Genomic DNA, 20,528 nt, shown 5'->3' on the forward strand with positions numbered 1-20,528 from the left:
ACGTCCTCCGGGGCCGGGACTTCGACGAAAGGCCCTACGCGTTCAGGTCGCCATCCCCAGCGACCGCTTGAGGAAGTCCACCTGCAGCAGCAGGAGGTTTTCGGCCACCTGTTCCTGCGAGGCCATATGCGTCACGCCGGACAGCGGCAGCACCTCGTGCCGGCGGCCCGCCGCCAGCAGCGCCGAGGAGAGCCGCAGCGCGTGCGCCACTACGACGTTGTCGTCCGCGAGGCCGTGCACGATCAGCATCGGGCGGTGCGGCTCCTGTGCCCCGGACAGCCCCTCGTCCGTGATCAGCGAGTTCGCGGCGTAGACGGCCGGCTCCTCGTCCGGGTGGCCGAGATACCGCTCCTGGTAATGGGTGTCGTACAGACGCAGATCGGTCACCGGCGCACCGACCACCGCCGCATGGAAGACATCGGGGCGGCGCAGCGCCGCGAGCCCCGCGAGATAGCCGCCGAAGGACCAGCCGCGGATCGCCACCCGCTCCATGTCCAGGGGAAAGGAATCGGCCAGCGCCTGAAGGGCGTGGACCTGGTCGTCCAGGGCGACCTCCGCGACCTTGCGGAACATCGCCTTTTCCCACGCGGGGGAGCGCCCCGGGGTGCCCCGGCCGTCCGCAACGATCACCGCGAACCCCTGGTCGGCGAACCACTGGGAGGTCAGGTGGGCGTGGTGCGCGGCCACCACCCGCTGGCCGTGCGGACCGCCGTACGGGTCCATCAGCACCGGCAGCGGACCGTCGCCCTCCTGATATCCGGTGGGCAGCAGCACCGCGCACGGAATCCGGCGTTCCCCGGCCAGGACGAGACGGGGGCGGGCGGTCAGCACGGGCTCCTCGGCGCAGGAGCCGATGGAGGCGAGCACCTTCTCGCCGCCGTCGGGATCCAGTCGCACCACGTCCACCTGGGTGCCGGGCCGCTCCAGCGAGGCCTGCGACAGCACGGTCACCGCGCCACCACGCACCGCGGAGGACACCGTCGGATACGCCCGCTCGCCGACCCGCTCCCAGCCGCCCTGGTCACCGCTGCCGCGGAACCAGGCGCGGTAGACGCCGATGTCGTGCATGTCGGCGCCGCTCGCGGAGAACAGGACATCGTCCTCGCCGATGTCGAGAACGGCCCGGACGTGCAGGGGAGCGCCGGTCAACGGGCGGGCGCCGACGAACAGTTTGCGCGCGCCGCCCTCGTCCGAGATCCGCACCAGCCGTCCGTCCGGCGTCCAGGCCGGCGCCCCGGGGAACGGCTCGACCCACGCCTCGTCCTCCTCCTCGTGCACCGTCCTGGTCGTGCCGGTCGCGGTGTCGACGGCCAGATAGCGCTGGTCGCGCTGGTCGCGGGCCTGGACGAGCAGCAGCGGCGGCCCGGCCGCCGACCAGTGGACGCGCGCCAGATAGGGGTAGCGCTCGGTGTCCCAGCCGATGTCCGTGCGCGAGCCGTCCAGGCCGAACAGCGTCAGCGTGACCCCGGCGTTGCGGGTGCCCGCCGCCGGGTACGCGACCCGTGCGGGCTCGCGGTCCGGATGGGCGGGGTCGGCGATCCACCAGCGCTGCACCGGCGCCTCGTCGACCCGCGCCGCCAGCACCGCGTCACTGTCCGGAGACCACCAAAAGCCCCGGTAGCGGCCCATCTCCTCGGCCGCGATGAACTCCGCGAGCCCCCAGGTCACCTCCGGCCCGTCGGGCTCGGCCAGCACCCGGTCCGCCGGTCCGTCGCCCGCGCGGCCGCCGTCGTCCCCGTCCGAGGTCGTGGCGCCGTCCACCGCGATCACCCGCAGCCGGCCGTCCGCCACAAAGGCCACCTGCCGGCCGTCCGGCGAGGGGCGGGGGTCCACGACCGGGCCCCGGACCGGGAGTTCACGGGTGGTGCCGGCCCGCAGCTCGGAGACGAACAGCCGGCCGGAGAGGGTGAACGCCGCCAACTCCACGGCGGAGTCCGTCGCATAGCCGACGATGCCCGCCGAACTCTCCCGGCTGCGCTCGCGACGGGCCCGCTCCTGTGGTGGCAGGTCCTCCTGCGCCCCGGCCAGCAGGGCCCGCGGATCGGCGGCCGGGAACTCCCGCCCCGCTTCCAGATCGAGCACCCACAACTGCTGGCTGCGGTCGGTGCCCGAGGGGGAACGCAGGAAGACGACGCGCGCGCCGTCGGGGGAGAGGGTGTAGCCGCGCGGTGCGCCCAGAGTGAAGCGCTGCGTACGGGCGTGTTGCCGCGGGAACGAAGGCTGTCCGGTCATGGGGCGAGCCTACGGGCTGTGTTCACGACGCGTCGTGTGCTCGTGAGAGCCTGCCTGGCGGCGTCCCGTGCCCGGTTACCGCCGCTGTTCGTGGGGACCGGCTCACCGTGGTCGCGCTCGTGAAGATCGTGTGCGCCCCCGTTCTGCTTCCGTGCTCCGACTTATGCGCTAGGACGGAAAGTTATGATCTCTTGGGTGCCATGGGTACGGGGTAAAGAGCCCTTGGCATACCCGGTGCGCGGGTTCGTGGAGACGGCCCGTGTGCCACCAACTCTGTCCGGACCCCGAGTACTTGGAGGTGAGCCGCCGTGGCACTCTCGATTTCGGCGGTGGTGCTGCTGGCGATCATCGTCTTCTTGCTTGTCAAGAAGTCCGGACTGAAGGCCCCGCACGCCTTGGTGTGCATGCTGCTGGGCTTCTATCTGGCCAGCTCGTCCATCGCGCCGACGATCAAGCAGCTGACGACGAACGTCGCCGGCATGCTGGGGAACATCAAGTTCTGAACCGCTCCCGCCCGGTCCCGTCCGCCTCGCCGCCGACCTCCGGCCGGGCGTGCGGCGGACGGCCGGGATCGCCCGTGGGAGGCGGGGCGGGCGGCTCGTAGGCTGTCGGTATGAGTCCTCAGCCCGCCCCGTCCCGGTCGGTCCCCTCCGGGGGAAGCGCGTCGCGCCCGGCCTTTTCCCGCCGGCTGCTGCTGGTGCATGCGCACCCCGACGACGAGTCGATCGTCAACGGCGTGACCATGGCCAAGTACGCGGCCGAAGGTGCGCACGTCACCCTGGTGACCTGCACGCTCGGCGAGGAGGGCGAGGTCATCCCGCCCGAGCTCGCCCACCTCGCGCCGGACCGTGACGACACCCTCGGCCCGTACCGCGCCGGCGAGCTGGCCGCCGCGATGGAGGCCCTGGGTGTCACGGACCACCGCTTCCTCGGCGGGCCGGGCCGCTACCGGGACTCCGGGATGATGGGCGCGGTACAGAACGAGCGGCCGGACGCCTTCTGGCAGGCCCCGCTCGACGAGGCGGCCGCCGATCTGGTGGCCGTGATCCGCGAGGTCAGGCCGCAGGTCCTGGTCGCCTACGACCCGCACGGCGGATACGGCCACCCCGATCACATCCAGGCCCACCGGGTGGCGATGCGCGGCGCCGAGCTGGCCGCCCGGGCGGATTTCCGGCCCGAGCTGGGCCGTGCGCATGCGATCGCGAAGATCTACTGGAACTGCACTCCCCGGTCCGTGGTCGAGGAGGGCTTCGCGCGGCTGCACGCGGCCGGTCACCGCTTCCCCGGAGTCGCCACCGTCGACGATGTGCCGGGCGTGGTGCCGGACTCCGAGGTCACGGCGGCCCTCCATGGCGATGCCGCGCAGATCGCCGCCAAGACGGCGGCGATGCGGGCGCACTACACCCAGATCGCGGTCGACGGGCCGTTCTTCGCGCTCTCCAACGACTTGGGCCAGCCACTGTTCGGCTCGGAACATTATCGGCTGGTGCAGGGTGTCCCGGGTGCCGCGGTGGGCGCCCATGAGGACGATCTTTTCGCGGGTGTGGGTGACATGGCGGATATGGAGGAGAGTGTCTGTATCGAGGAGGCGGCGGAATGAGTACGGCGAAGGGCGGCGGGGGCGACGCCGGAGGAAACGGCCGGGCGGCGGCCGCCGGTGAGGGCGGCTCGCCCTCCGGTGGCAAGGGCGGCGCGGCGTCCGGCAAGGGGCAGCGGTCGAGGGCGGGCTCGGGCGGCACGCCCGGTGCGCGGTCCGGTGCCCCCGTGGTGCCGCGGGCGGGCGCCGCGCTGACCGCGCCGCTGACACCGGGCCGGGTGGGCATATATGTGCTTCTTCTGGTCACGGGCGTGCTGGTCGCCTTCGCCGGAACGCTGGTGCAAGCGGCCTGGTTCCCCGGCGGGTTGGTGCTGGCGCTGGCCGGTGTCGGCGGCCTCTTCTACGGGGGCGTCCGGGCGACCGGCACCTCCGCGGGCGTGCTGGTGCCCGGCGGGGCCTGGCTGGTGACGGTGTTCCTGCTGCTGAGCAACGTCCGCCCGGAAGGCGACTTCCTTTTCGGCGCGGGGGTCGGTTCGTACATCTTCCTGCTGGGCGGCATCCTGGTCGCTGTGATCTGCGCCACCGCCGCCCAGATGCGCACGACGGCCGCCCGGTACGGGCGAGTTGGCGGATGACCTGGTCCATACCGGGACGGATGCCGCACGGGGCGGGGTGAACGGACCGGGTACCGGGGGTTCGCCCGTGGCGGCGGTGTTCGTACGCTCCCCGGGTGCCCGCCCGCGGCGGACAGTATGGTGGTGCGCGCCGTCGCGCCGCCCTGGGGGCACCCCCCGGCCTGTGGCCGGGGATCATCTCTGACGAGCGGCGGAGCCAACCGGGAGAACCTGCTTTGAGTCGTGAATCTGACAGTTCGTCCTCCGGCCCTCAGGGCCGTGGCGGAGCCGCGTACCCATCAGGGACGCCGCCGTACGGCTCGCCCAGGGGAGATGCCGACGAGGCGCCGGCGCCCGGTGCCGCGGCGCAGCCGGAGGAGCCCAAAACCGAGACCACACTGACGACGCGGATCAAGATCAATATTCCGGGGTCGCGCCCCATCCCGCCGGTCGTCGTGCGCAAGCCCGTCGGTGAGGAGTCCGGCATGAACGGATCGGCTGCATCCGGCGGTCCCGCCGGTTCCCGCGGTACGCCCCGCCCTGCCCGCGGCAGCGAGCGGAACGCGGAGCGCACGGCGAACACCCCCCGGCCCGAGGCCCCGGCGGACGAGGCCCCCGCGGCCGGCCGGCCCGGCCAGGGCGAGAAGACCAGCGACTGGTTCGCCCCGCGCAAACCGCAGGCCGGATCCGGCGGGCAGTCCTCCACCGGCTCCCATGCCGTGCCGCCCGCCCCGGGTGGTGCGACCCCGCCGCGTGCCCCCTCCGGCGGCAAGCCGCCGCAGCGCCCCGACCTTCCGTACTTCTCCGACAACCCGGCCCCGCAGGACGGCCCGGCCCCACAGGACGGCGCGTCGCCGTTCGACGGCGGCGCCCGGACCGGCACAGGCGCGCGCCAGGGCGGCGGCTCGCCGTTCGACGAGGGTCCGCGCGGCGGCGGTTCGCCGTTCGACGGTGCGGGCTCCGGCGGCGGTACGCCGTTCGACGCCCCCGCCGGGCCCGCCCGTGACCACACCCCGTTCGACGCCCCGGCGGGCGGTCCGAACGGTCCGAACGGTCCGACGACCGGGCCGGCGCGCGGCAGGTCCGCGCTCAACCTCCCGCCTGGCTTCAGCGACCCCGGCACCGGCGGCACGCCCCGGATCGACGACACCGCGGAGCTCACCCCGCAGCCGCCGGCGCCGCTCGCCGGGCCGGGCAGCGGCCTCGGTGCGCCCGGCGGTGTCACGGGCGGGCTGCCCGGCGGGCCGAAGGGCGCGGCGCCCCGCGGTCCGCAGGGCACGGGCGGCGCGAAGGGGCCGCGGAGCGGTGGCCGCGACCGGGTGTCCGGCGACACGCTGGTCAGCGGCATCCCGAAGGTGCCCGGAGCCGACGGCCCGCCGTCGCCGCCGTCGCCGTTCGCGGCAGCCCCGGCCGATGACGGCGACCGGGCCGCGCCGAAGCCGCGGCCCAAGATCCCCGAGCCGATCAACCCGCCCAAGACGGGCCGCAACAAGCTCGTCCTCGCGGGCGTGGCCGTGGTGGTCCTGGCCGGTGTCGCCTACGGCGCCGGGCTGCTGCTCGACCACGCCGACGTGCCCAACGGCACCACCGCGCTGGGCGTGGACATCGGCGGCACCACCAAGGAAGACGCCGTCAAGAAGCTGGAGGCGGCGCTCAAGGGCCGCCGCGCCACACCGCTCAAGCTCACCGTGGACGGCAAGGCCACGACCCTGGAACCCGGCAAGGCCGGCCTGGACATCGACCCGCAGGCGACGGTCCGCAAGGCGGCCGGCCGGGACTACAACCCGGTCTCCGTCATCGGCTCGCTGTTCGGCGGTACCCGGCAGGCCGAGCCGGCGGTGGTCGTCGACGACGAGAAGCTGCAGATCGCGCTGGAGAACGCCGCGGGGCGCGCGAGCGCCGCCAAGGACGGCGGGATCACCTTCGAGAACGGCAAGGCGGTGCCGCACTACGGCGTGCCCCACAAGGCGATCGATGTGAACGCCTCCATGAAGAAGGTCACCGACGCCTACCGCAACCGCGCCACGACCGGCACCGACGCACCGGTGGTGCTGGCCGCGAGCACGCAGCAGCCGCAGGTCGACAAGGCCGCGGTGAACAGGGCGATGAAGCAGTTCGCCGAGCCCGCGATGTCCGGCCTGGTGACGGTCCGTACGGATGCGGCGCACACGGTCTCCTTCAGCCCGCAGAAGTCCATCCCGAAGTTCCTGTCGTTCAAGATCGTGGACGGCAATCTGGTGCCGTACTACGACCGTCCGGCCCTCAAGGAGCTCTACGGCGACACCTTCAACGGCGTCATGGTGACCAAGGGCGACGGCTCCAAGCACCCGGTCAGCGTCGAGGAGGTGGCGAGCGCCGTCGGCAAGGCGCTGCTCGGCACCACCCCGTCCGAACGGGTCCAGACCATCGCCACGAACGGCAGCTGAGCACGGACACGAGCGGCAGCTGAGCATCGCCGCACACGGCAACCGACGCCGACGCGCACGGCAACTGACCGCCGGTGCGCACGGCAACCGACCGCCGGTGCGCACGGCAACTGACCACCGAGCGAAGCAAAACCGCAGGTGAGAGGCCCCCGCAGGGCGTCTTCCCGGGACACCCGGAGAAGACCCCTAGGGGGCCTCACCCATGACAGATGTCATCCCACAGTGCATACAGCAGACACTGCCGCGCGCGGGCCGGGTCCCGGAAGCTGAAGCACATGACGACCACAGCGACCACCACACCCACCACCGCGCAGGGGGCGGACCGGGCACCCGTGGTCAGCTTCCGGCAGGTCAGCAAGAGTTACGGCGCGGTGCGCGCGGTGACCGACCTGGACCTGGAGCTGTCCCCGGGAGAGACCGTCGCGCTCCTCGGCCCGAACGGCGCGGGCAAGTCCTCGGCCCTCGACCTGCTCCTCGGCCTGCGCCACGCCGACTCCGGCAGCGTGACCCTCTTCGGCACGACCCCGCAGCGCGCCATCGCGCAGGGCAAGGTCGGCGCGATGCTGCAGAGCGGCGGCCTGATGGAGGGCGTCAAGGTCAAGGAACTGGTCAAGCTCGCCCGCGATCTGCACCCGCGCGGCTACCCGCTCGACCGGATCCTGGCCTCCGCCGGCATCACCGACATCGCCGACCGCCTGGTCGACAAGCTCTCCGGCGGCCAGGAACAGCGGGTGCGCTTCGCCCTCGCCACGGCCGGCGCCAATGACCTGATCGTGCTGGACGAGCCGACCACCGGTATGGACGTCTCCGCCCGGCAGACCTTCTGGGGCGCGATGCGCCGGCAGGCCGAGCAGGGCCGTACGGTCCTCTTTGCGACGCACTACCTCGAAGAGGCCGACGAGATCGCCGACCGGGTGATCGTGCTGCACCGCGGCCGGGTGCTCGCCGACGGCACCGCCGCCGAGATCAAGGCCAGGGCGGGCGCCCGCAGGATCAGCTTCGAGCTCGACGGGCCGGTCGACCGCGAGGCGCTGCAGAGCCTGCCGTCCCTGGCCGCCCTGGAGATCTCCGGACGCACGGTCCGCATCCGGTCCCACGACGCCGATGCCACCGTCCACGCTCTCTACGGCCTCGGCCTGCGCCCGCACCACCTCGAAGTCACCGGCCTCGGTCTGGAACAGGCCTTCATCGCCCTGACCACCGCTTCCGACGCGACCCCCGCCACCGCCGAGGAGGCGGCCCGATGACCACCCTGATCAAGCTGGAGATCACCCGCGCACTGCGCAACAAGAAGTTCCTCTTCTTCTCGGTGATCTATCCGCCGGCGCTGTACCTGATCATCGCCGGCGGCGCGGACAGCAAGCCGATCCCCGGGATGAAGCTGGACATGGCGCTCTATTTCATGGTGTCCATGGCCACACTCGGTGCCCTGACCGCCGTGCTGATGGGCAACAGTGAGCGCATCGCCAAGGAGCGGGAGACGGGCTGGGTGCGACAGCTGAGGCTGACGGCCCTGCCCGGACGCGGTTATGTCGCCGCCAAGATGGCCTCCGCCGCGACTGTCAGCCTGCCGTCGATCCTGCTGGTCATGATCGTCGCCGCGGCGGTCAAGGGCGTACGGCTCGAAGCCTGGCAGTGGATCTCCATCGCCGCCGGCACCTGGCTCGGCAGCTTCGTCTTCGCCGCCCTGGGCGTCGCCATCGGCTATCTGGCCACCGGTGACGCGGTCCGTCCGATCACCATCCTGTGCTATTTCGGCCTGGCCCTCCTCGGCGGCCTGTGGATGCCACTGACGTCCCTGCCGCAGTGGGCGCAGAACATCGCAGAATGGCTGCCCACGCATGCGTACACCGCGCTCGGCACCGCCATAGAGGCCGGTGGGGTACCGCATGTGAAGGACATGGCCATACTGGCCGGGTATCTGCTGGTCTTCGCCGGTGGCGCGGCCTGGCTCTACCGCAAGGACACCCGGAAGGCGTGAGGCACGGCAGATGGAGAGCGAGCCCTGGGCCGACGGTCCCATAAGGATCGGGCAGGAGCCCCGCAACCGCCGCCAGGCGGTCGCCAAGACGATGTGGGTCGGCGTCTGGCTGCTGTATCTGGCCGGGCCGGTGGGCGGGCTGCTGCAGGCCGGTGTCCCCACCGCCGAGCGGATCTGGGGCGGCCTGGGGCTCACCCTCTTCGTGGTCTCCTACGTGCTGCTGGTCTTCCGGCACATGTGGCGGAAGACGACCGGCCTGCTGCAGTACGGCGCGCCGGCCCTGATGCTGGCGCTGTCCACCGCGCTCTCGTGGACGCTGGGCTTCTCCTGGCTGGTGCTGTTCATCTTCACCAGCGTGGCCTGCGCCGTGGTGCTGCCCTGGCGGGAGTCCCGCTGGGCCATTCCCCTGGTGACCGTGGTGCTGCTCGCCGTCGGGGTGCGCTATCCGGAGATCCGCGGCTACTACCTCTTCGCCTATGGCCTGCCCGCGCTGGGCGTCGGCTTCATGATGGTCGGGGTGCAGCATCTGATCCATACGACCGCGGAGCTGCGCGCCGCCCGCCAGGAGGTCGCCCGCCTCGCCGCCAACGACGAGCGGCTGCGCCTCGCCCGCGATCTGCACGACCTCCTCGGCCACTCCCTCTCGCTGATCACGCTCAAGAGCGAGCTGGCCGGCCGGATGCTGCCCGGCCGGCCGTCCGACGCCGCCCGGCAGATCGCCGACATCGAGCAGGTCAGCAGGCAGGCGCTGGTCGATGTGCGGGAGGCGGTCACCGGCTATCGCCGACCGCGGCTCGCCGTCGAACTCGCCGGGGCGCGGACCGCGCTGCGCACGGCAGGGGTGCAGGTCACCGCCGACCCCGCGCTGGAGGGCGAATACCGCGGGCTCGCCACCGACGCGGAGAGCGCGCTGGCCTGGGCGCTGAGGGAGGCCGTGACCAACGTCGTACGGCACAGCGGCGCCCACCGCTGCGAGCTGCTGCTCGCCGAGGAGTGGGAGGCCGACGAGCGCTGCTGCCTGTGCCTGACGGTGATCGACGACGGCGCCGGCCCGCCGCGCACTCAGCACGACGGCAACGGCCTGAGCGGCCTGCGCGAACGCCTCGCCATGGCCGAAGGCCGCCTGGAAACCGGCCCCGCCCCGCGCGGCCGCGGCTTCGCCCTCCGGGCCTACGTACCCCTGGCCCCGGCCCCGAGGAGTGCCGCGGCCCCCGCCCCGGAGATATCCCCCGAGCCCGCCACCGGCCCGGCGTAGGCGCGTGGCCCGGTCGTCGGCCACGGGGCCGTGGGGGCCGGAGGCCGGGTGCACGGGCCCACGGACGCGCAGGCGCACTGCACGCGTACGCGCACCGCACGCACCGGCCCATGAATCCACAGGCCCACCTCTCCCACCCCCCGTACGGCTTAGGCTGACCCGCATGATCAGACTGCTGTTGGCGGAGGACCAGTCGATGGTCCGGGAGGCGCTGGCCGCGCTGCTGTCGCTGGAGGACGATCTGGAGGTCGTGGCGCAGGCGGCGCGCGGGGACGAGGTGCTTGCGGCGGCGCGCGCCCACGCCGTCGACGTCGCGCTCCTGGACATCGAGATGCCCGGCATCAGCGGACTGGACGCCGCGGCCGCGCTGCGTGATGAGCTGCCCGGCGTGAAGGTCGTCATCCTCACCACCTTCGGCCGCCCCGGATATCTGCGCCGTGCGATGGAGTGCGGCGCCGATGCCTTTCTGGTCAAGGACGCCCCGGCGGCCCGGCTCGCGGAGGCGGTACGGCGCGTACTGCGCGGCGAGCGCGTCATCGACCCGGTGCTGGCCGCGGCCGCGCTCGCCGACGGCGCCAGCCCGCTGACCGAGCGCGAGCGGGAGGTGCTGCGGACCGCCGCCGACGGCTCCACCAACGCCGAGATCGCCGACGCCCTGCACCTGTCCCAGGGAACGGTCCGCAACTACCTCTCCACGGCCATCCAGAAGACCGGCGCCCGCAACCGCGCGGAGGCGGTCGTGACGGCCCGCGACAAGGGCTGGCTGTAGGGGGGAGGCCGGGCCACCGGACGCCGGGCGCCACGCGCTCGCCCCGGGACTTTCGCCCCCGTGCGGTGCGCGGCCCTCTCGCGCAGGCTGGAAGTGTTATGCCTGCCTACCGAGCCGTGGAGCGCGGTCGTGGCACCGTGGTGCTGCTGATCGCCGTGATCCTCGGTGTCACGGTCCTGGACTCGGTCTCCCAACCGGAGCTGCACGAGTCGTCCTTCCTGGGCATCGCACCGCTGTATGCCGCGCTGCGCTGCTCGCTCCGGCAGACGCTCCTGGTGGCGGCCGTCTACGTGGCGTGTCTGATCTACGTCGACCTCTTCATGGTGGTCGATTGGGGCCCCGTCAACCGGATCGTCGGCATCTTCGGTGCGTGCCTGGTGGCGGCCTTCTCCTTGGTGCTGTGCCGGACCCGCGTACAGCGCGAGGCGCTGCACGCACGCACCAGGCTGGTGGCGGACACCGTCCAGCGGGCGATGCTGCGCGAACTGCCGCTCACCGCCGGACCGGTCGAGGCGTACGGCTTCTACGTCTCCGCCCAGGAGGGGGCCAGGGTCGGCGGCGACATCTACGAGGCCATCGAGACCCCGCACGGGCTGCGGCTGATGATCGGCGATGTGCAGGGCAAGGGCATGCCGGCGATCGGGGCGGGCCTGGAGGTGCTGGCCTCGTTCCGGGAGGCCGCCCAGCATGTGGACTCGCTGGAGGAGGTGGCCGAGCGCATGGAGCAGGCGCTGGCCCGCCACAACACCCGCTCGGTCGAGCAGGGCGCCGACGAGCGCTTCGTCACGGCGCTGCTGATGGAGTTCCGCGCCGGATCCGGCCCACTGCAGGGCCGGGTACTCTCCTGCGGCCACATCCCGTACTACGTGCTGCGCCACGGCGAGGTCCAGGAGCGCCGGGACGGTGAGGGCGGGCTGCCGCTGGGCCTGGGCGCGCTCGGTGGCGAGCCGCGCCGCAGCGTACGTGTCCACCCGGAACCCGACGACTGGGTGGTGCTGTGCACGGACGGGGTGACCGAGGCGCGCGGCGAGGACGGCGAGTTCTACCCCCTGGCCGAGCGGCTGGCCGGCTGGATTGATCTCACCCCCGCCGAGCTGGCCCAAACCCTCCGCGCCGACCTGGAGAGCTTCACCGACGGCGAGCTCAAGGACGACGCGACCGCGCTGGTGGTCCGCCGCAGCCCCGCCGCCACTCAGTTGAGCATGGCGCGCGCCGCGGCAGCTTGACGCCGTATCGCCTTCGCGCCGGCCGGGTCGACGGCCTCCACCACCCGGGCGTACTCCTCCAGCTCGGCCGCTCCGGCAAAAAACTCCCCGCGCTGGACGAGCAGGTGGGCGCGCTCCAGGCGCAGCCGCGCCGGATGGCTCGGCAGCAGCAGCGACAGCTCCAGCGCCCAGAGCTGCACCGCGCTGTGCTCCGGGCGCGCCTGCGCCCAGGCCCGGATGTTGTTGAGCACCCGCAGCACGATGTCCAGCGGACCGGCGGGCGTCATCATTCGCGCGCTCAGCGGCTCACCGGTCGCGCCGGCGACCAGCAGCCCCGCGTCCTCCTCGGTGAGCAGCCGCCCGCCCGCGAACGGATCGGCCAGGACGTGCGCACCGGCCGGATCACCGAAGCCGACGACGAAGTGCCCCGGCAGGGCCACCCCGTAGACAGGTGCGCCGGCCCGCCGCGCCACCTCCATCCACACCACCGACAGCAGGATCGGCAGGCCCCGGCGCCGCCGCAGCACCTCGTGCAGCAGCGAGGACTCCAGCCGCCGGTAGTCGGCGGGGGAGCCGCCGAAGCCGCAGCGGGTGCCCAGCAGCTCGGCGAGGTTGCGGGCCCAGGCACCCGGGCCGCCGGCCGGGGAGTACGGCAGGAGCCCGGCCAGCCGGTCCAGCTCGATCTGGGCCGCGTCATAACCCGCCTCGTCCAGCGCGGGGTCGGCCTCGGCGCCGATCAGCAGGCACAGCACCGCCAGATCGGGCCGCTCGGCCCGCGCGGCGTCGGCGAACTGCCGCCGCCGTGCGGCGCGGCCGCCGTCCGGCTCCGGCTCGGGTTCCGGCCCGGGGCCGGCTCCGGGTGCGTGGGGCATGGCAGAGGGCTCCCCGTTCAGTGCCGGCCGCCGCCCGGCAGGGCCCGCCGGTAGTGGTAGCCGTGGTGGTCGGTGAAGCCGAGCCGGTCGTAGAACGCGAGCGCGTCCGTGTTGTCCGCCTCGACCTGCAGATACGCGGCCGAGGCGCCCTCCGTGAGGGCCCGCTCGGCGAGCGCCGCCATCACCCGGGTGGCCAGCCCCCGGCGCCGGGCGGCCGGTGCCACCTCGACCGCCGCGAACCCCGCCCAGCGCCCGTCGACGACCAGGCGCCCGATCGCCGCCGCCCGGCCGTCCGCGTCGTGCACCGTCGCGAACCACACCGAGGGCCCGCCGGTCAGCACCTTCAGGGCGTCCCGCGCGGCCTCGCCGGTCGGGCCGCCCTCACCGGTCCGGTTGTACAGCGCCAGCCAGTCCGCGTCCGGTTCCCGGGACAGGACGACGCGGGCGGGGGCGGCCCCCGCAGAGCCACGGGGAGTGTCCGTGGCGCCCGTGTCGAGGTCGGCGAGCGGTGCCAGCGCCGCGATCCGGACCCGGGTGTGCCGCTCAGCGGCCCAGCCGCGCTCCGCCAGCGCCGCGGCCAGCTCCTCGTCGGTGCCGGCCCGCCCGGTGGCGACCGTGATCACCGCCGGCAGCCCGCGCGCGTCATACCACTGGCCGATCCGCTCCAGCGCCGTGTCCAGGGGGACGCCCGGGTCACCGAGCGGCAGGACGGAGTTGGCGCGGCGGGTGAAACCCCCGGAGGCCCGCAGCGTCCACTCCCCGAGCGGTTCCGTCTCCGCGGCGGGCCAGCCGCGGGCGGCGATCCGCTGGAGCTCCAGCGCGGTGGCCGACGGGCCCCGGCGGCGGGCCGGTGCCGTCGAGGAGGGATCCGAAGATCCTTGCGGGCCGGCGGCCGGCCGGCGGGCGGGCACGACCTTGGCCGCCACCAGCGAGGACTCCTCGATCCTGACGCATTCACCGTTGCGTCGTGTGATGCTCAGCACACCTTCATCCCAGGATGTGAGAACCCCGACCGCGTCCGTGAACGCCGGCTCCCCCGCTCCGCCCCCGGTCAAGCGCCGGACGGATACCCTTTTGCCCACGTCAGCACGGGTGATGCGGACTTCCGCGTGGCCGCCGGCCAGGAATTCCATCGCTCAAACCGCCCCTCTTGTTCGTCTCGCGCCCGGGAACGGAGATACTAGATGGCGGGCATCGACGACGCCGCGCTCCCGCGCGCCCAGCGGCGGTACTGCCAATCGGTCCGCCGGCCCTACCGAGGAGGAACGACAGCGTGACCTACGTCATCGCGCAGCCTTGTGTCGACGTCAAGGACAAGGCGTGCATCGAGGAGTGCCCGGTCGACTGCATCTACGAGGGCAAGCGGTCCTTGTACATCCACCCGGACGAATGCGTCGACTGTGGTGCCTGTGAGCCGGTCTGCCCGGTCGAGGCGATCTTCTACGAGGACGACACCCCGGAGGAGTGGAAGGACTACTACAAGGCGAATGTGGAGTTCTTCGACGAGCTCGGCTCGCCGGGTGGCGCCAGCAAGCTCGGCCTGATCGAGCGCGACCACTCCTTCATCGCGGCCCTTCCGCCGCAGAACCAGTAACGACGCGAGGCCCAAGGGGGAGCAGCCCGCCCGCTCCCTCTCGCCTCCGATGTCGTCGGGGGCACCTCCCGGTGTGAGCCGGGAGAGGTCGCACGGCGCCACCCGGTCCCGTACGGCCAGCCCGCCGTACGGGACCGGCGCGTTGTGCGCCGGGTTCCGGCACCACTGAGAAAGAGAGCACCGTGGGCGCAGCACCGTCCCCCCAGCCCGTCTCCCCCCGGGCGTCGCTCCGCGACCGTCTTCCGGACTTCCCCTGGGACCGGCTGGAGCCCTACAAGGCCACCGCCGCCGCCCACGCCGAGGGCATCGTCGACCTGTCCGTCGGCACCCCGGTCGACCCGGTCCCCGCGCTGGTCCAGCAGGCACTGACCGCGGCGGCCGACAGCCCCGGCTATCCGACGGTGTGGGGGACGGCCGCGCTGCGTGACGCGCTCACCGGCTGGGCGGCCGACCGCCTCGGCGCCCGGGGGCTGGAGCACACCAACGTGCTGCCGGTCGTCGGCTCCAAGGAACTGGTGGCCTGGCTGCCGACCCAGCTGGGCCTGGGCCCCGGCGACAAGGTCGCCTACCCGCGCCTGGCCTACCCGACGTACGAGGTCGGCGCCCGTCTGGCCGGCGCCGAGCCGGTCGTCTACGACGAGCCCTGGGAGCTGGACCCCAGCGGTCTGAAGCTGCTCTGGCTGAACTCGCCGTCCAACCCGACCGGCCGGGTGCTCGGCGCCGACGAGCTGCGCCGCGCCGTCGCCTGGGCGCGCGAGCACGGGGTGCTGGTCGTCAGCGACGAGTGCTACCTGGAGCTGGGCTGGGAGGCCGACCCGGTCTCCGTGCTGCACCCGGACGTCTGCGGCGGCTCCCACGACGGCCTCGTCGCCGTCCACTCCCTCTCCAAGCGCTCCAACCTCGCCGGCTACCGCTCCGCCTTCCTCATCGGCGATGCCGCGGTCCTCGGCGACCTGCTGCAGATCCGCAAGCACGGCGGCATGATGATCGCGGCGCCGGTGCAGGCCGCCACCGTCGCGGCGCTGGGCGACACCGCCCATGTCGCCGAGCAGCGCGAGCGCTACGCCCGCCGCCGTACCGCACTGCGCGGCGCCTTCGAGGCCGCGGGCTTCCGCATCGAGCACAGCGAGGCCTCGCTCTACCTCTGGGCGACCCGCGACGAGTCCTGCTGGGACACCGTCGGCGACCTCGCCAAGCGCGGCATCCTCGTCGCCCCCGGCGACTTCTACGGAGTGGCGGGGGAGCGGTTCGTACGGATCGCCTTCACCGCCACCGACGAGCGGGTGGCCGCCGCGGTGCGCCGGCTGGCCGGTTGAGCCGCGTCTGACCACGGGCAGGGGCCCGGGGAGAGCGAACTCCCCGGGCCCCTGCGCGGCTGTGGGCGGACGGACCGGTCAGCGGCCGCCGAGCGGAAGGCCGCCGAGCAGGCCCTGAGCCGGGGCGAGCAGGCCCTTGGACGACCCGAGCAGGCCCTTGGCCACCTCGAGCGGCAGCGTGTTGGTCGAGACGCCGTGCTTGGCGATCGGGCGGACCATGCCCTCCGCCTTGTCGGCGGCACCCTGGGTGACCGGCATGGCCTTCTTCACGACCGGGCCGGCGGTCTCCACGAGCGCCGGGGCGAGCTTCGTCGCCGCCTTGTTACCGGCCTCGTTCACCAGGCCGACGCCGTGGCGCGCGGTGTGGTCCAGGGTCCGGCTGGTGTTCTGGGAGTCCAGGGGCGCCGTCAGCCCGCCGAGTGTCTTGGCGGGCAGATCCGCGGCGCTCGCGGAGCCGGCCGCAGCGACCACGGGAGCGGCACCCGCTGCAACGAGCAGGGCGGCTCGGGCGATCCGACGCGTAACGGGATGGGACATGGTGCTCCTTTTACGGAGAAGGACTCGTACTTCTGACAGATGTGCCATATCCGCCTGGCGGACGCACTGACTACCGCGTCAGACCCCCGAAGGTTGCGGTGAACTCCGGTAAAGAGTTGGTAACGCGTCACATAATCGGGCCTGGATAAAGAAGGGCAATATGTGCCGGACGCGAGGGGCTGCGGAAACGTCACGGCCCTTTGCGTGCAAGGGAATTGGCGGGGCGCGCGAAAGCGCTGGGCCAACTCCCTTGTGAAATCAGCGCATTGCTGCCCGTGACCCTCCCGGGGGACCCGGCAAACTATTGCCCGGTGATGATACGAACGTCGCGCGCGGCCGCCGCGGAAACGGCCGGCTTCTGCTGCCAGCCCTTCCCTGAATCGGCCGCGGTCCACGTCCGGCCGGCGTAAGAGATCTGTTCGATGTGCAGCTCGGCGGAGTGCGCCATCGCCCACGTCGCCAGCTCCCAGCCGCGCCGCGGGGTATCGCCCACGGCCATCGCACCGGCCGCCCGCACCGGTATCGTCACCCCGCGCCCGTCGCCCGCGGTGCTGCCGCCGGCGCCCGCCCGCGGCAGCACCCGGGGGCCGAACTCCCGCAGCAGCTTCTCCCGCACCTTCGCCGCGCCGCCCGCTGTGCTGTCCACCGGGCGGCTCTCGGTGCAGGTCATCGCACCCTCGTCGCGGCCGGTGAGTGCCCCGGTCAGCTGCGCGGCGTTCGCCTCGTGTTTGGCGTAGGCCTGCGGATAGCCGCTGTGCTGCACCTTCTGTGCGGCGACGGTCAGCGGCAGCCGGGAGTAGCCGGGCACATTCTCCAGATGCCGGTAGAACTCCCCGGCCGAGTAGACCGGATCCATGATCTTCTGCACGGTGCCCCAGTCCTGCGACGGCCGCTGCTGGAAGAGACCGACCGAATCCCGGTCGCCGAATTCGATATTGCGCAGCCCCGACTCCTGCATCGCGGTCGCCAGCGCGATGGTCACCGCCCGCTCCGGCAGCCCGCGCGAGGACGCCACGGCCGCGATCGTCGCGGCGTTCGCGGCCTGCTCGGGGGAGAGCTCGTAGGGCTCGGCGTCGCCCGCGCCGCGCACCGTGCAGCGCGGTGCCCCCGGGCCGCCGGTGATGTACTGCACCGCGAGATAGCAGGCCAGTCCGATCAGCACGGCGACGGCCAAGGCGATACGCCACGGGCGGGTGCGGCGGACGGGGGCTGAGGGCTGCGCGGACACGCGCCTACCGTACTGGAGTGCTGCGGATAGGGTCGGCTCCATGGAGCGCCGCACAGACCACCCCGCCCTCGACCTGTCGCTCGACGCCGCCGCGCTCACCGCGCAGCTCGTCGACTTCCCTTCCGAGAGCGGCAAGGAGAAGGACCTCGCCGACGCCGTCGAGCACGCCCTGCGCGACCTCGGGCACCTGACCGTCGACCGCCACGGCAACAACGTGGTGGCCCGCACCCAGCTGGGCCGCGACGAGCGGGTGGTGCTCGCCGGGCACCTCGACACCGTGCCGATCGCCGACAACGTCCCCTCCCGGTTGGACGAGAACGGCGTCCTGTGGGGCTGCGGCACCTGCGACATGAAGTCCGGCGTCGCCGTCCAGCTGCGGATGGCCGCCACGGTCCCGGCGCCCAACCGCGACCTGACCTTCGTCTTCTACGACCAGGAAGAGGTCGCCGCGCACCTCAACGGGCTCGGCCATGTCGCCGACGCCCACCCCGACTGGCTCGCCGGTGACTTCGCCGTCCTCCTGGAGCCCTCCGACGGCCAGGTGGAGGGCGGCTGCCAGGGCACCCTGCGGGTCCTGCTGCGCACCACCGGTGAGCGCGCGCACTCCGCACGCAGCTGGATGGGCGACAACGCGATCCACGCCGCCGCCCCGATCCTGGCGAAGCTCGCCGCCTACGAGCCGCGCCGCCCGGTCATCGACGGCCTCGAATACCGCGAAGGCCTCAACGCCGTACGCGTCGAGGGCGGCGTCGCCAACAACGTCATTCCCGACGCCTGCACGGTCACCGTGAACTTCCGCTACGCGCCGGACCGCACCCCCGAGGAGGCGCTGGCCCATGTGCGCGAGGTCTTCGCCGACTGCCCGGTGGACGAGTTCGTCGTCGACGACCACTCCCCGGGCGCGCTGCCCGGACTGTCCCACCCGGCGGCCAGGGCCTTCATGGAGTCCGTCGGCGGCAGTGCGATGCCCAAGTTCGGCTGGACCGATGTCTCGCGCTTCAGCGCTCTGGGCGTCCCGGCCGTCAACTACGGCCCCGGCTACTCGCTGCTGGCGCACAAGAAGGACGAACGGGTCGAAATCGACCGCATCCTCCACTGCGAGGAGCGGCTGCGCGACTGGCTGACCGCCTGACCGCCCGGCGCCCGCCCCGGGACCGGCCCGGCTGCACGCCTCCGCACCGAATTCCCCTGCGCTTCACGTCCGCGGATCTACGCTGAAACGGCAAACGATCTGCCAGCGGAGGGAGCACGACATGGCCAGTCCCGAGGGAGCACCGGTCCCCGAGGAGCAGCGGCTGGGTCCCGTACTGCGCCGCCAGGACCAGGTGCGGGCCGGCACCACGGACCAGCGTCTGCTGGACTCCGAAGGCCCCTCCGAGTGGGTGCACACCGACCCCTGGCGCGTGATGCGCATTCAGTCGGAGTTCGTCGAGGGCTTCGGCGCGCTGGCCGAGCTGGGCCCGGCCGTCAGCGTCTTCGGCTCCGCCCGTACGCCGCGTGACTCCAAGGAGTACGACGCAGGCGTGCGGATCGGCCGGGCCCTGGTCGACGCCGGTTTCGCGGTGATCACCGGTGGTGGCCCCGGCGCCATGGAGGCCGTCAACAAGGGCGCCAACGAGGCCGGTGGCACCTCCGTCGGACTGGGCATCGAGCTGCCCTTCGAGCAGGGCATGAACGAGTATGTGAACCTCGGCGTCGACTTCCGCTACTTCTTCGTCCGCAAGACGTGTTTTGTGAAGTATGCCCGCGGGTTCGTGGTGCTCCCCGGCGGGCTCGGCACCCTCGACGAGCTCTTCGAAGCACTCACCCTCGTCCAGACCCGTAAGGTCACCCGCTTCCCGATCGTGCTGTTCGGCACGTCCTACTGGAGCGGACTGGTCGACTGGCTGCGCGACACCCTCATCGCCGAGGGCAAGGCCTCGATGCACGACCTGGAGCTCTTCCACCTCAGCGACGACGTGGACGAGGCGATCGCGCTGGTGACCAAGGAGGTCGGGATCTGAGGCGGGTTCGCCGATTCCGCCCGGCCCGGATTGCTCAGGCCAGTCCCCGGCGGGCGACCGCCGGGGGCCGGTGGCCGGCGATCGAGGCCACCATGTCCAGCACCTGCCGGGTCTCGGCGACCTCGTGGACCCGGTAGACCCGGGCGCCCAGCCAGGCCGAGACGGCGGTGGTCGCCAGGGTGCCGAGCACCCGTTCCTTGACCGGCCGGTCCAGGGTCTCGCCGACGAAGTCCTTGTTGGACAGCGAGACCAGCACCGGGAAGGGCGTATCCCCCGCCCCGGCGAAGCCGAGCTCCCGGGGAACGGCCCGCGCCATCTCGTCCAGCCGGCGGGTCGCCTCCAGGCTGTGCCGGGTGTTCTTCCCGAAGTCGTGCCCCGGATCGATCATGATCGCGTCGCGCCGGACACCCAGCTCCACGGCCCGCTCCGCGAGGCCGAGCGTCACCCGCAGGATGTCGTCCATCACGTCGTCATAGGTCACCCGGTGCGGGCGGGTACGCGGCTCGGCGCCGCCCGCGTGCGTGCACACGAGGCCCACGTCGTAGCGTGCCGCGACCTCGGCGAGCCGCGGATCGACCCCGCCCCAGGCGTCGTTGAGCAGATCCGCGCCGGCCTCGCACACCGCCTCGCCGACCTCGTGGCGCCAGGTGTCGACGCTGATCACCACATCGGGGAAGCGCTTGCGGACCTCGGCCACGAACCCGACCGTGCGGCGGGCCTCCTCCTCGGCGCTGACCTCCTCGCCGGGGCCGGCCTTGACGCCGCCGATGTCGATGATCGCGGCACCGTCGGCCACCGCCTGTTCCACGCGGGCCAGCGCGGGTTCGTCACGGAACGTGGCGCCCTGGTCGTAGAACGAGTCCGGCGTCCTGTTGACGATCGCCATGATCACCGGCTCGTGCGCCCCGAACTCGCGATTCCCCAGCCGCAGCATTCCCGCACTCCCTCTCCGTGGTCCG

19 protein-coding genes are annotated in these 20,528 nt (G+C 72.8%); 13 read left to right on the top strand and 6 right to left on the bottom strand.

The window, feature by feature from the left end:
* Positions 1-42 precede the first annotated feature (42 nt).
* Complete coding sequence (locus CFW40_RS23585; protein WP_088799757.1) at positions 43-2,232, bottom strand: prolyl oligopeptidase family serine peptidase; 2,190 nt, start codon at positions 2,230-2,232, stop codon at positions 43-45.
* Positions 2,233-2,540: 308 nt separating this feature from the next.
* Here CFW40_RS23585 and CFW40_RS23590 point away from each other — a divergent pair, with 308 nt between their 5' ends.
* From CFW40_RS23590 to CFW40_RS23630, 9 genes are all read left to right on the top strand, one after another.
* Positions 2,541-2,735, top strand: a complete 195-nt coding sequence (locus CFW40_RS23590; RefSeq protein ID WP_006603310.1) for a hypothetical protein — start codon at positions 2,541-2,543, stop codon at positions 2,733-2,735.
* A 110-nt stretch (positions 2,736-2,845) separates the two neighbouring features.
* A complete protein-coding gene (gene mshB / locus CFW40_RS23595) occupies positions 2,846-3,832 on the top strand; it encodes an N-acetyl-1-D-myo-inositol-2-amino-2-deoxy-alpha-D-glucopyranoside deacetylase (protein WP_088799758.1) in 987 nt (328 codons plus the stop codon).
* The gene (locus CFW40_RS23600; RefSeq protein WP_088799759.1) at positions 3,829-4,404 is read left to right on the top strand and encodes a DUF6113 family protein; all 576 of its coding nucleotides are present in this window, start codon (positions 3,829-3,831) and stop codon (positions 4,402-4,404) included. The genes mshB and CFW40_RS23600 overlap by 4 nt, the downstream gene beginning before the upstream one ends.
* A gap of 464 nt (positions 4,405-4,868) precedes the next feature.
* Positions 4,869-6,809: a hypothetical protein gene (locus tag CFW40_RS23605; protein ID WP_256331316.1), complete on the top strand. Its 1,941-nt coding sequence runs from the start codon at positions 4,869-4,871 to the stop codon at positions 6,807-6,809.
* Between the two features lie 275 nt (positions 6,810-7,084).
* Positions 7,085-8,056 carry an ABC transporter ATP-binding protein gene (locus CFW40_RS23610; RefSeq protein ID WP_088799761.1) on the top strand — a complete coding sequence of 324 codons (972 nt, stop codon included), beginning with the start codon at positions 7,085-7,087 and terminating at the stop codon, positions 8,054-8,056.
* Positions 8,053-8,790, top strand: coding sequence for an ABC transporter permease (locus tag CFW40_RS23615; RefSeq protein WP_088799762.1), 738 nt, complete (start codon positions 8,053-8,055; stop codon positions 8,788-8,790). The genes CFW40_RS23610 and CFW40_RS23615 overlap by 4 nt, the downstream gene beginning before the upstream one ends.
* Positions 8,791-8,800: 10 nt before the next feature.
* Positions 8,801-10,045 (top strand): sensor histidine kinase, encoded by a 1,245-nt coding sequence (locus tag CFW40_RS23620; RefSeq protein WP_088799763.1) that lies wholly within the window; start codon positions 8,801-8,803, stop codon positions 10,043-10,045.
* Between the two features lie 163 nt (positions 10,046-10,208).
* Entirely contained in the window at positions 10,209-10,814 is a 606-nt protein-coding gene (locus tag CFW40_RS23625; protein ID WP_176960240.1) for a response regulator transcription factor, read from the top strand.
* Between the two features lie 98 nt (positions 10,815-10,912).
* Positions 10,913-12,040, top strand: a complete 1,128-nt coding sequence (locus CFW40_RS23630) for a PP2C family protein-serine/threonine phosphatase (protein WP_088799764.1) — start codon at positions 10,913-10,915, stop codon at positions 12,038-12,040.
* On the opposite strand, the gene CFW40_RS23635 is transcribed toward CFW40_RS23630, so the two are convergent.
* The gene (locus CFW40_RS23635; RefSeq protein WP_088799765.1) at positions 12,007-12,891 is read right to left on the bottom strand and encodes a transglutaminase-like domain-containing protein; all 885 of its coding nucleotides are present in this window, start codon (positions 12,889-12,891) and stop codon (positions 12,007-12,009) included. The two genes, CFW40_RS23630 and CFW40_RS23635, sit on opposite strands and share 34 nt — an antisense overlap.
* 17 nt (positions 12,892-12,908) lie before the next feature.
* Positions 12,909-14,024 carry a GNAT family N-acetyltransferase gene (locus CFW40_RS23640; RefSeq protein ID WP_088799766.1) on the bottom strand — a complete coding sequence of 372 codons (1,116 nt, stop codon included), beginning with the start codon at positions 14,022-14,024 and terminating at the stop codon, positions 12,909-12,911.
* 140 nt (positions 14,025-14,164) lie between these two features.
* On the opposite strand from CFW40_RS23640, the gene fdxA reads away from it, so the two are divergent.
* On the top strand, positions 14,165-14,485 hold the full coding sequence (fdxA, locus tag CFW40_RS23645; RefSeq protein WP_030020287.1) for a ferredoxin: 321 nt from the start codon (positions 14,165-14,167) through the stop codon (positions 14,483-14,485).
* A 182-nt stretch (positions 14,486-14,667) separates the two neighbouring features.
* The gene (gene dapC, locus CFW40_RS23650; protein ID WP_088799767.1) at positions 14,668-15,801 is read left to right on the top strand and encodes a succinyldiaminopimelate transaminase; all 1,134 of its coding nucleotides are present in this window, start codon (positions 14,668-14,670) and stop codon (positions 15,799-15,801) included.
* A 78-nt stretch (positions 15,802-15,879) separates the two neighbouring features.
* Here dapC and CFW40_RS23655 read toward each other — a convergent pair whose 3' ends face one another.
* Positions 15,880-16,338 (bottom strand): ATP-binding protein, encoded by a 459-nt coding sequence (locus tag CFW40_RS23655; RefSeq protein WP_088799768.1) that lies wholly within the window; start codon positions 16,336-16,338, stop codon positions 15,880-15,882.
* 301 nt (positions 16,339-16,639) lie between these two features.
* Positions 16,640-17,566, bottom strand: a complete 927-nt coding sequence (locus CFW40_RS23660) for a heavy metal transporter (RefSeq protein WP_176956399.1) — start codon at positions 17,564-17,566, stop codon at positions 16,640-16,642.
* Positions 17,567-17,606: 40 nt separating this feature from the next.
* Between CFW40_RS23660 and dapE the strand changes: the two genes are divergently transcribed.
* Together dapE and CFW40_RS23670 are read left to right on the top strand one after the other, a co-directional pair.
* A complete protein-coding gene (dapE, locus tag CFW40_RS23665; RefSeq protein ID WP_088799770.1) occupies positions 17,607-18,698 on the top strand; it encodes a succinyl-diaminopimelate desuccinylase in 1,092 nt (363 codons plus the stop codon).
* 121 nt (positions 18,699-18,819) lie between these two features.
* On the top strand, positions 18,820-19,569 hold the full coding sequence (locus tag CFW40_RS23670; protein WP_088799771.1) for a TIGR00730 family Rossman fold protein: 750 nt from the start codon (positions 18,820-18,822) through the stop codon (positions 19,567-19,569).
* A 34-nt stretch (positions 19,570-19,603) separates the two neighbouring features.
* Here the strand turns inward: CFW40_RS23670 and folP are convergent, their stop codons facing one another.
* Complete coding sequence (gene folP, locus CFW40_RS23675; protein ID WP_088799772.1) at positions 19,604-20,503, bottom strand: dihydropteroate synthase; 900 nt, start codon at positions 20,501-20,503, stop codon at positions 19,604-19,606.
* Positions 20,504-20,528: the final 25 nt, after the last annotated feature.

This window comes from Streptomyces sp. 2114.4 (genome assembly GCF_900187385.1).
Classification (GTDB): Bacteria; Actinomycetota; Actinomycetes; order Streptomycetales; family Streptomycetaceae; genus Streptomyces; species Streptomyces mooreae.

Excerpts from the sequence above, each read along its gene's own strand:
- CFW40_RS23585 (WP_088799757.1), bottom strand. The coding sequence starts at position 2,232 with ATGACCGGACAGCCTTCGTTCCCGCGGCAACACGCCCGTACGCAGCGC.
- mshB (WP_088799758.1), top strand. The coding sequence starts at position 2,846 with ATGAGTCCTCAGCCCGCCCCGTCCCGGTCGGTCCCCTCCGGGGGAAGC.
- CFW40_RS23600 (WP_088799759.1), top strand. The coding sequence starts at position 3,829 with ATGAGTACGGCGAAGGGCGGCGGGGGCGACGCCGGAGGAAACGGCCGG.
- CFW40_RS23605 (WP_256331316.1), top strand. The coding sequence starts at position 4,869 with ATGAACGGATCGGCTGCATCCGGCGGTCCCGCCGGTTCCCGCGGTACG.
- CFW40_RS23610 (WP_088799761.1), top strand. The coding sequence starts at position 7,085 with ATGACGACCACAGCGACCACCACACCCACCACCGCGCAGGGGGCGGAC.
- CFW40_RS23615 (WP_088799762.1), top strand. The coding sequence starts at position 8,053 with ATGACCACCCTGATCAAGCTGGAGATCACCCGCGCACTGCGCAACAAG.
- CFW40_RS23620 (WP_088799763.1), top strand. The coding sequence starts at position 8,801 with ATGGAGAGCGAGCCCTGGGCCGACGGTCCCATAAGGATCGGGCAGGAG.
- CFW40_RS23625 (WP_176960240.1), top strand. The coding sequence starts at position 10,209 with ATGATCAGACTGCTGTTGGCGGAGGACCAGTCGATGGTCCGGGAGGCG.
- CFW40_RS23630 (WP_088799764.1), top strand. The coding sequence starts at position 10,913 with ATGCCTGCCTACCGAGCCGTGGAGCGCGGTCGTGGCACCGTGGTGCTG.
- CFW40_RS23635 (WP_088799765.1), bottom strand. The coding sequence starts at position 12,891 with ATGCCCCACGCACCCGGAGCCGGCCCCGGGCCGGAACCCGAGCCGGAG.
- CFW40_RS23640 (WP_088799766.1), bottom strand. The coding sequence starts at position 14,024 with ATGGAATTCCTGGCCGGCGGCCACGCGGAAGTCCGCATCACCCGTGCT.
- CFW40_RS23655 (WP_088799768.1), bottom strand. The coding sequence starts at position 16,338 with ATGTCCCATCCCGTTACGCGTCGGATCGCCCGAGCCGCCCTGCTCGTT.
- dapE (WP_088799770.1), top strand. The coding sequence starts at position 17,607 with ATGGAGCGCCGCACAGACCACCCCGCCCTCGACCTGTCGCTCGACGCC.
- CFW40_RS23670 (WP_088799771.1), top strand. The coding sequence starts at position 18,820 with ATGGCCAGTCCCGAGGGAGCACCGGTCCCCGAGGAGCAGCGGCTGGGT.
- folP (WP_088799772.1), bottom strand. The coding sequence starts at position 20,503 with ATGCTGCGGCTGGGGAATCGCGAGTTCGGGGCGCACGAGCCGGTGATC.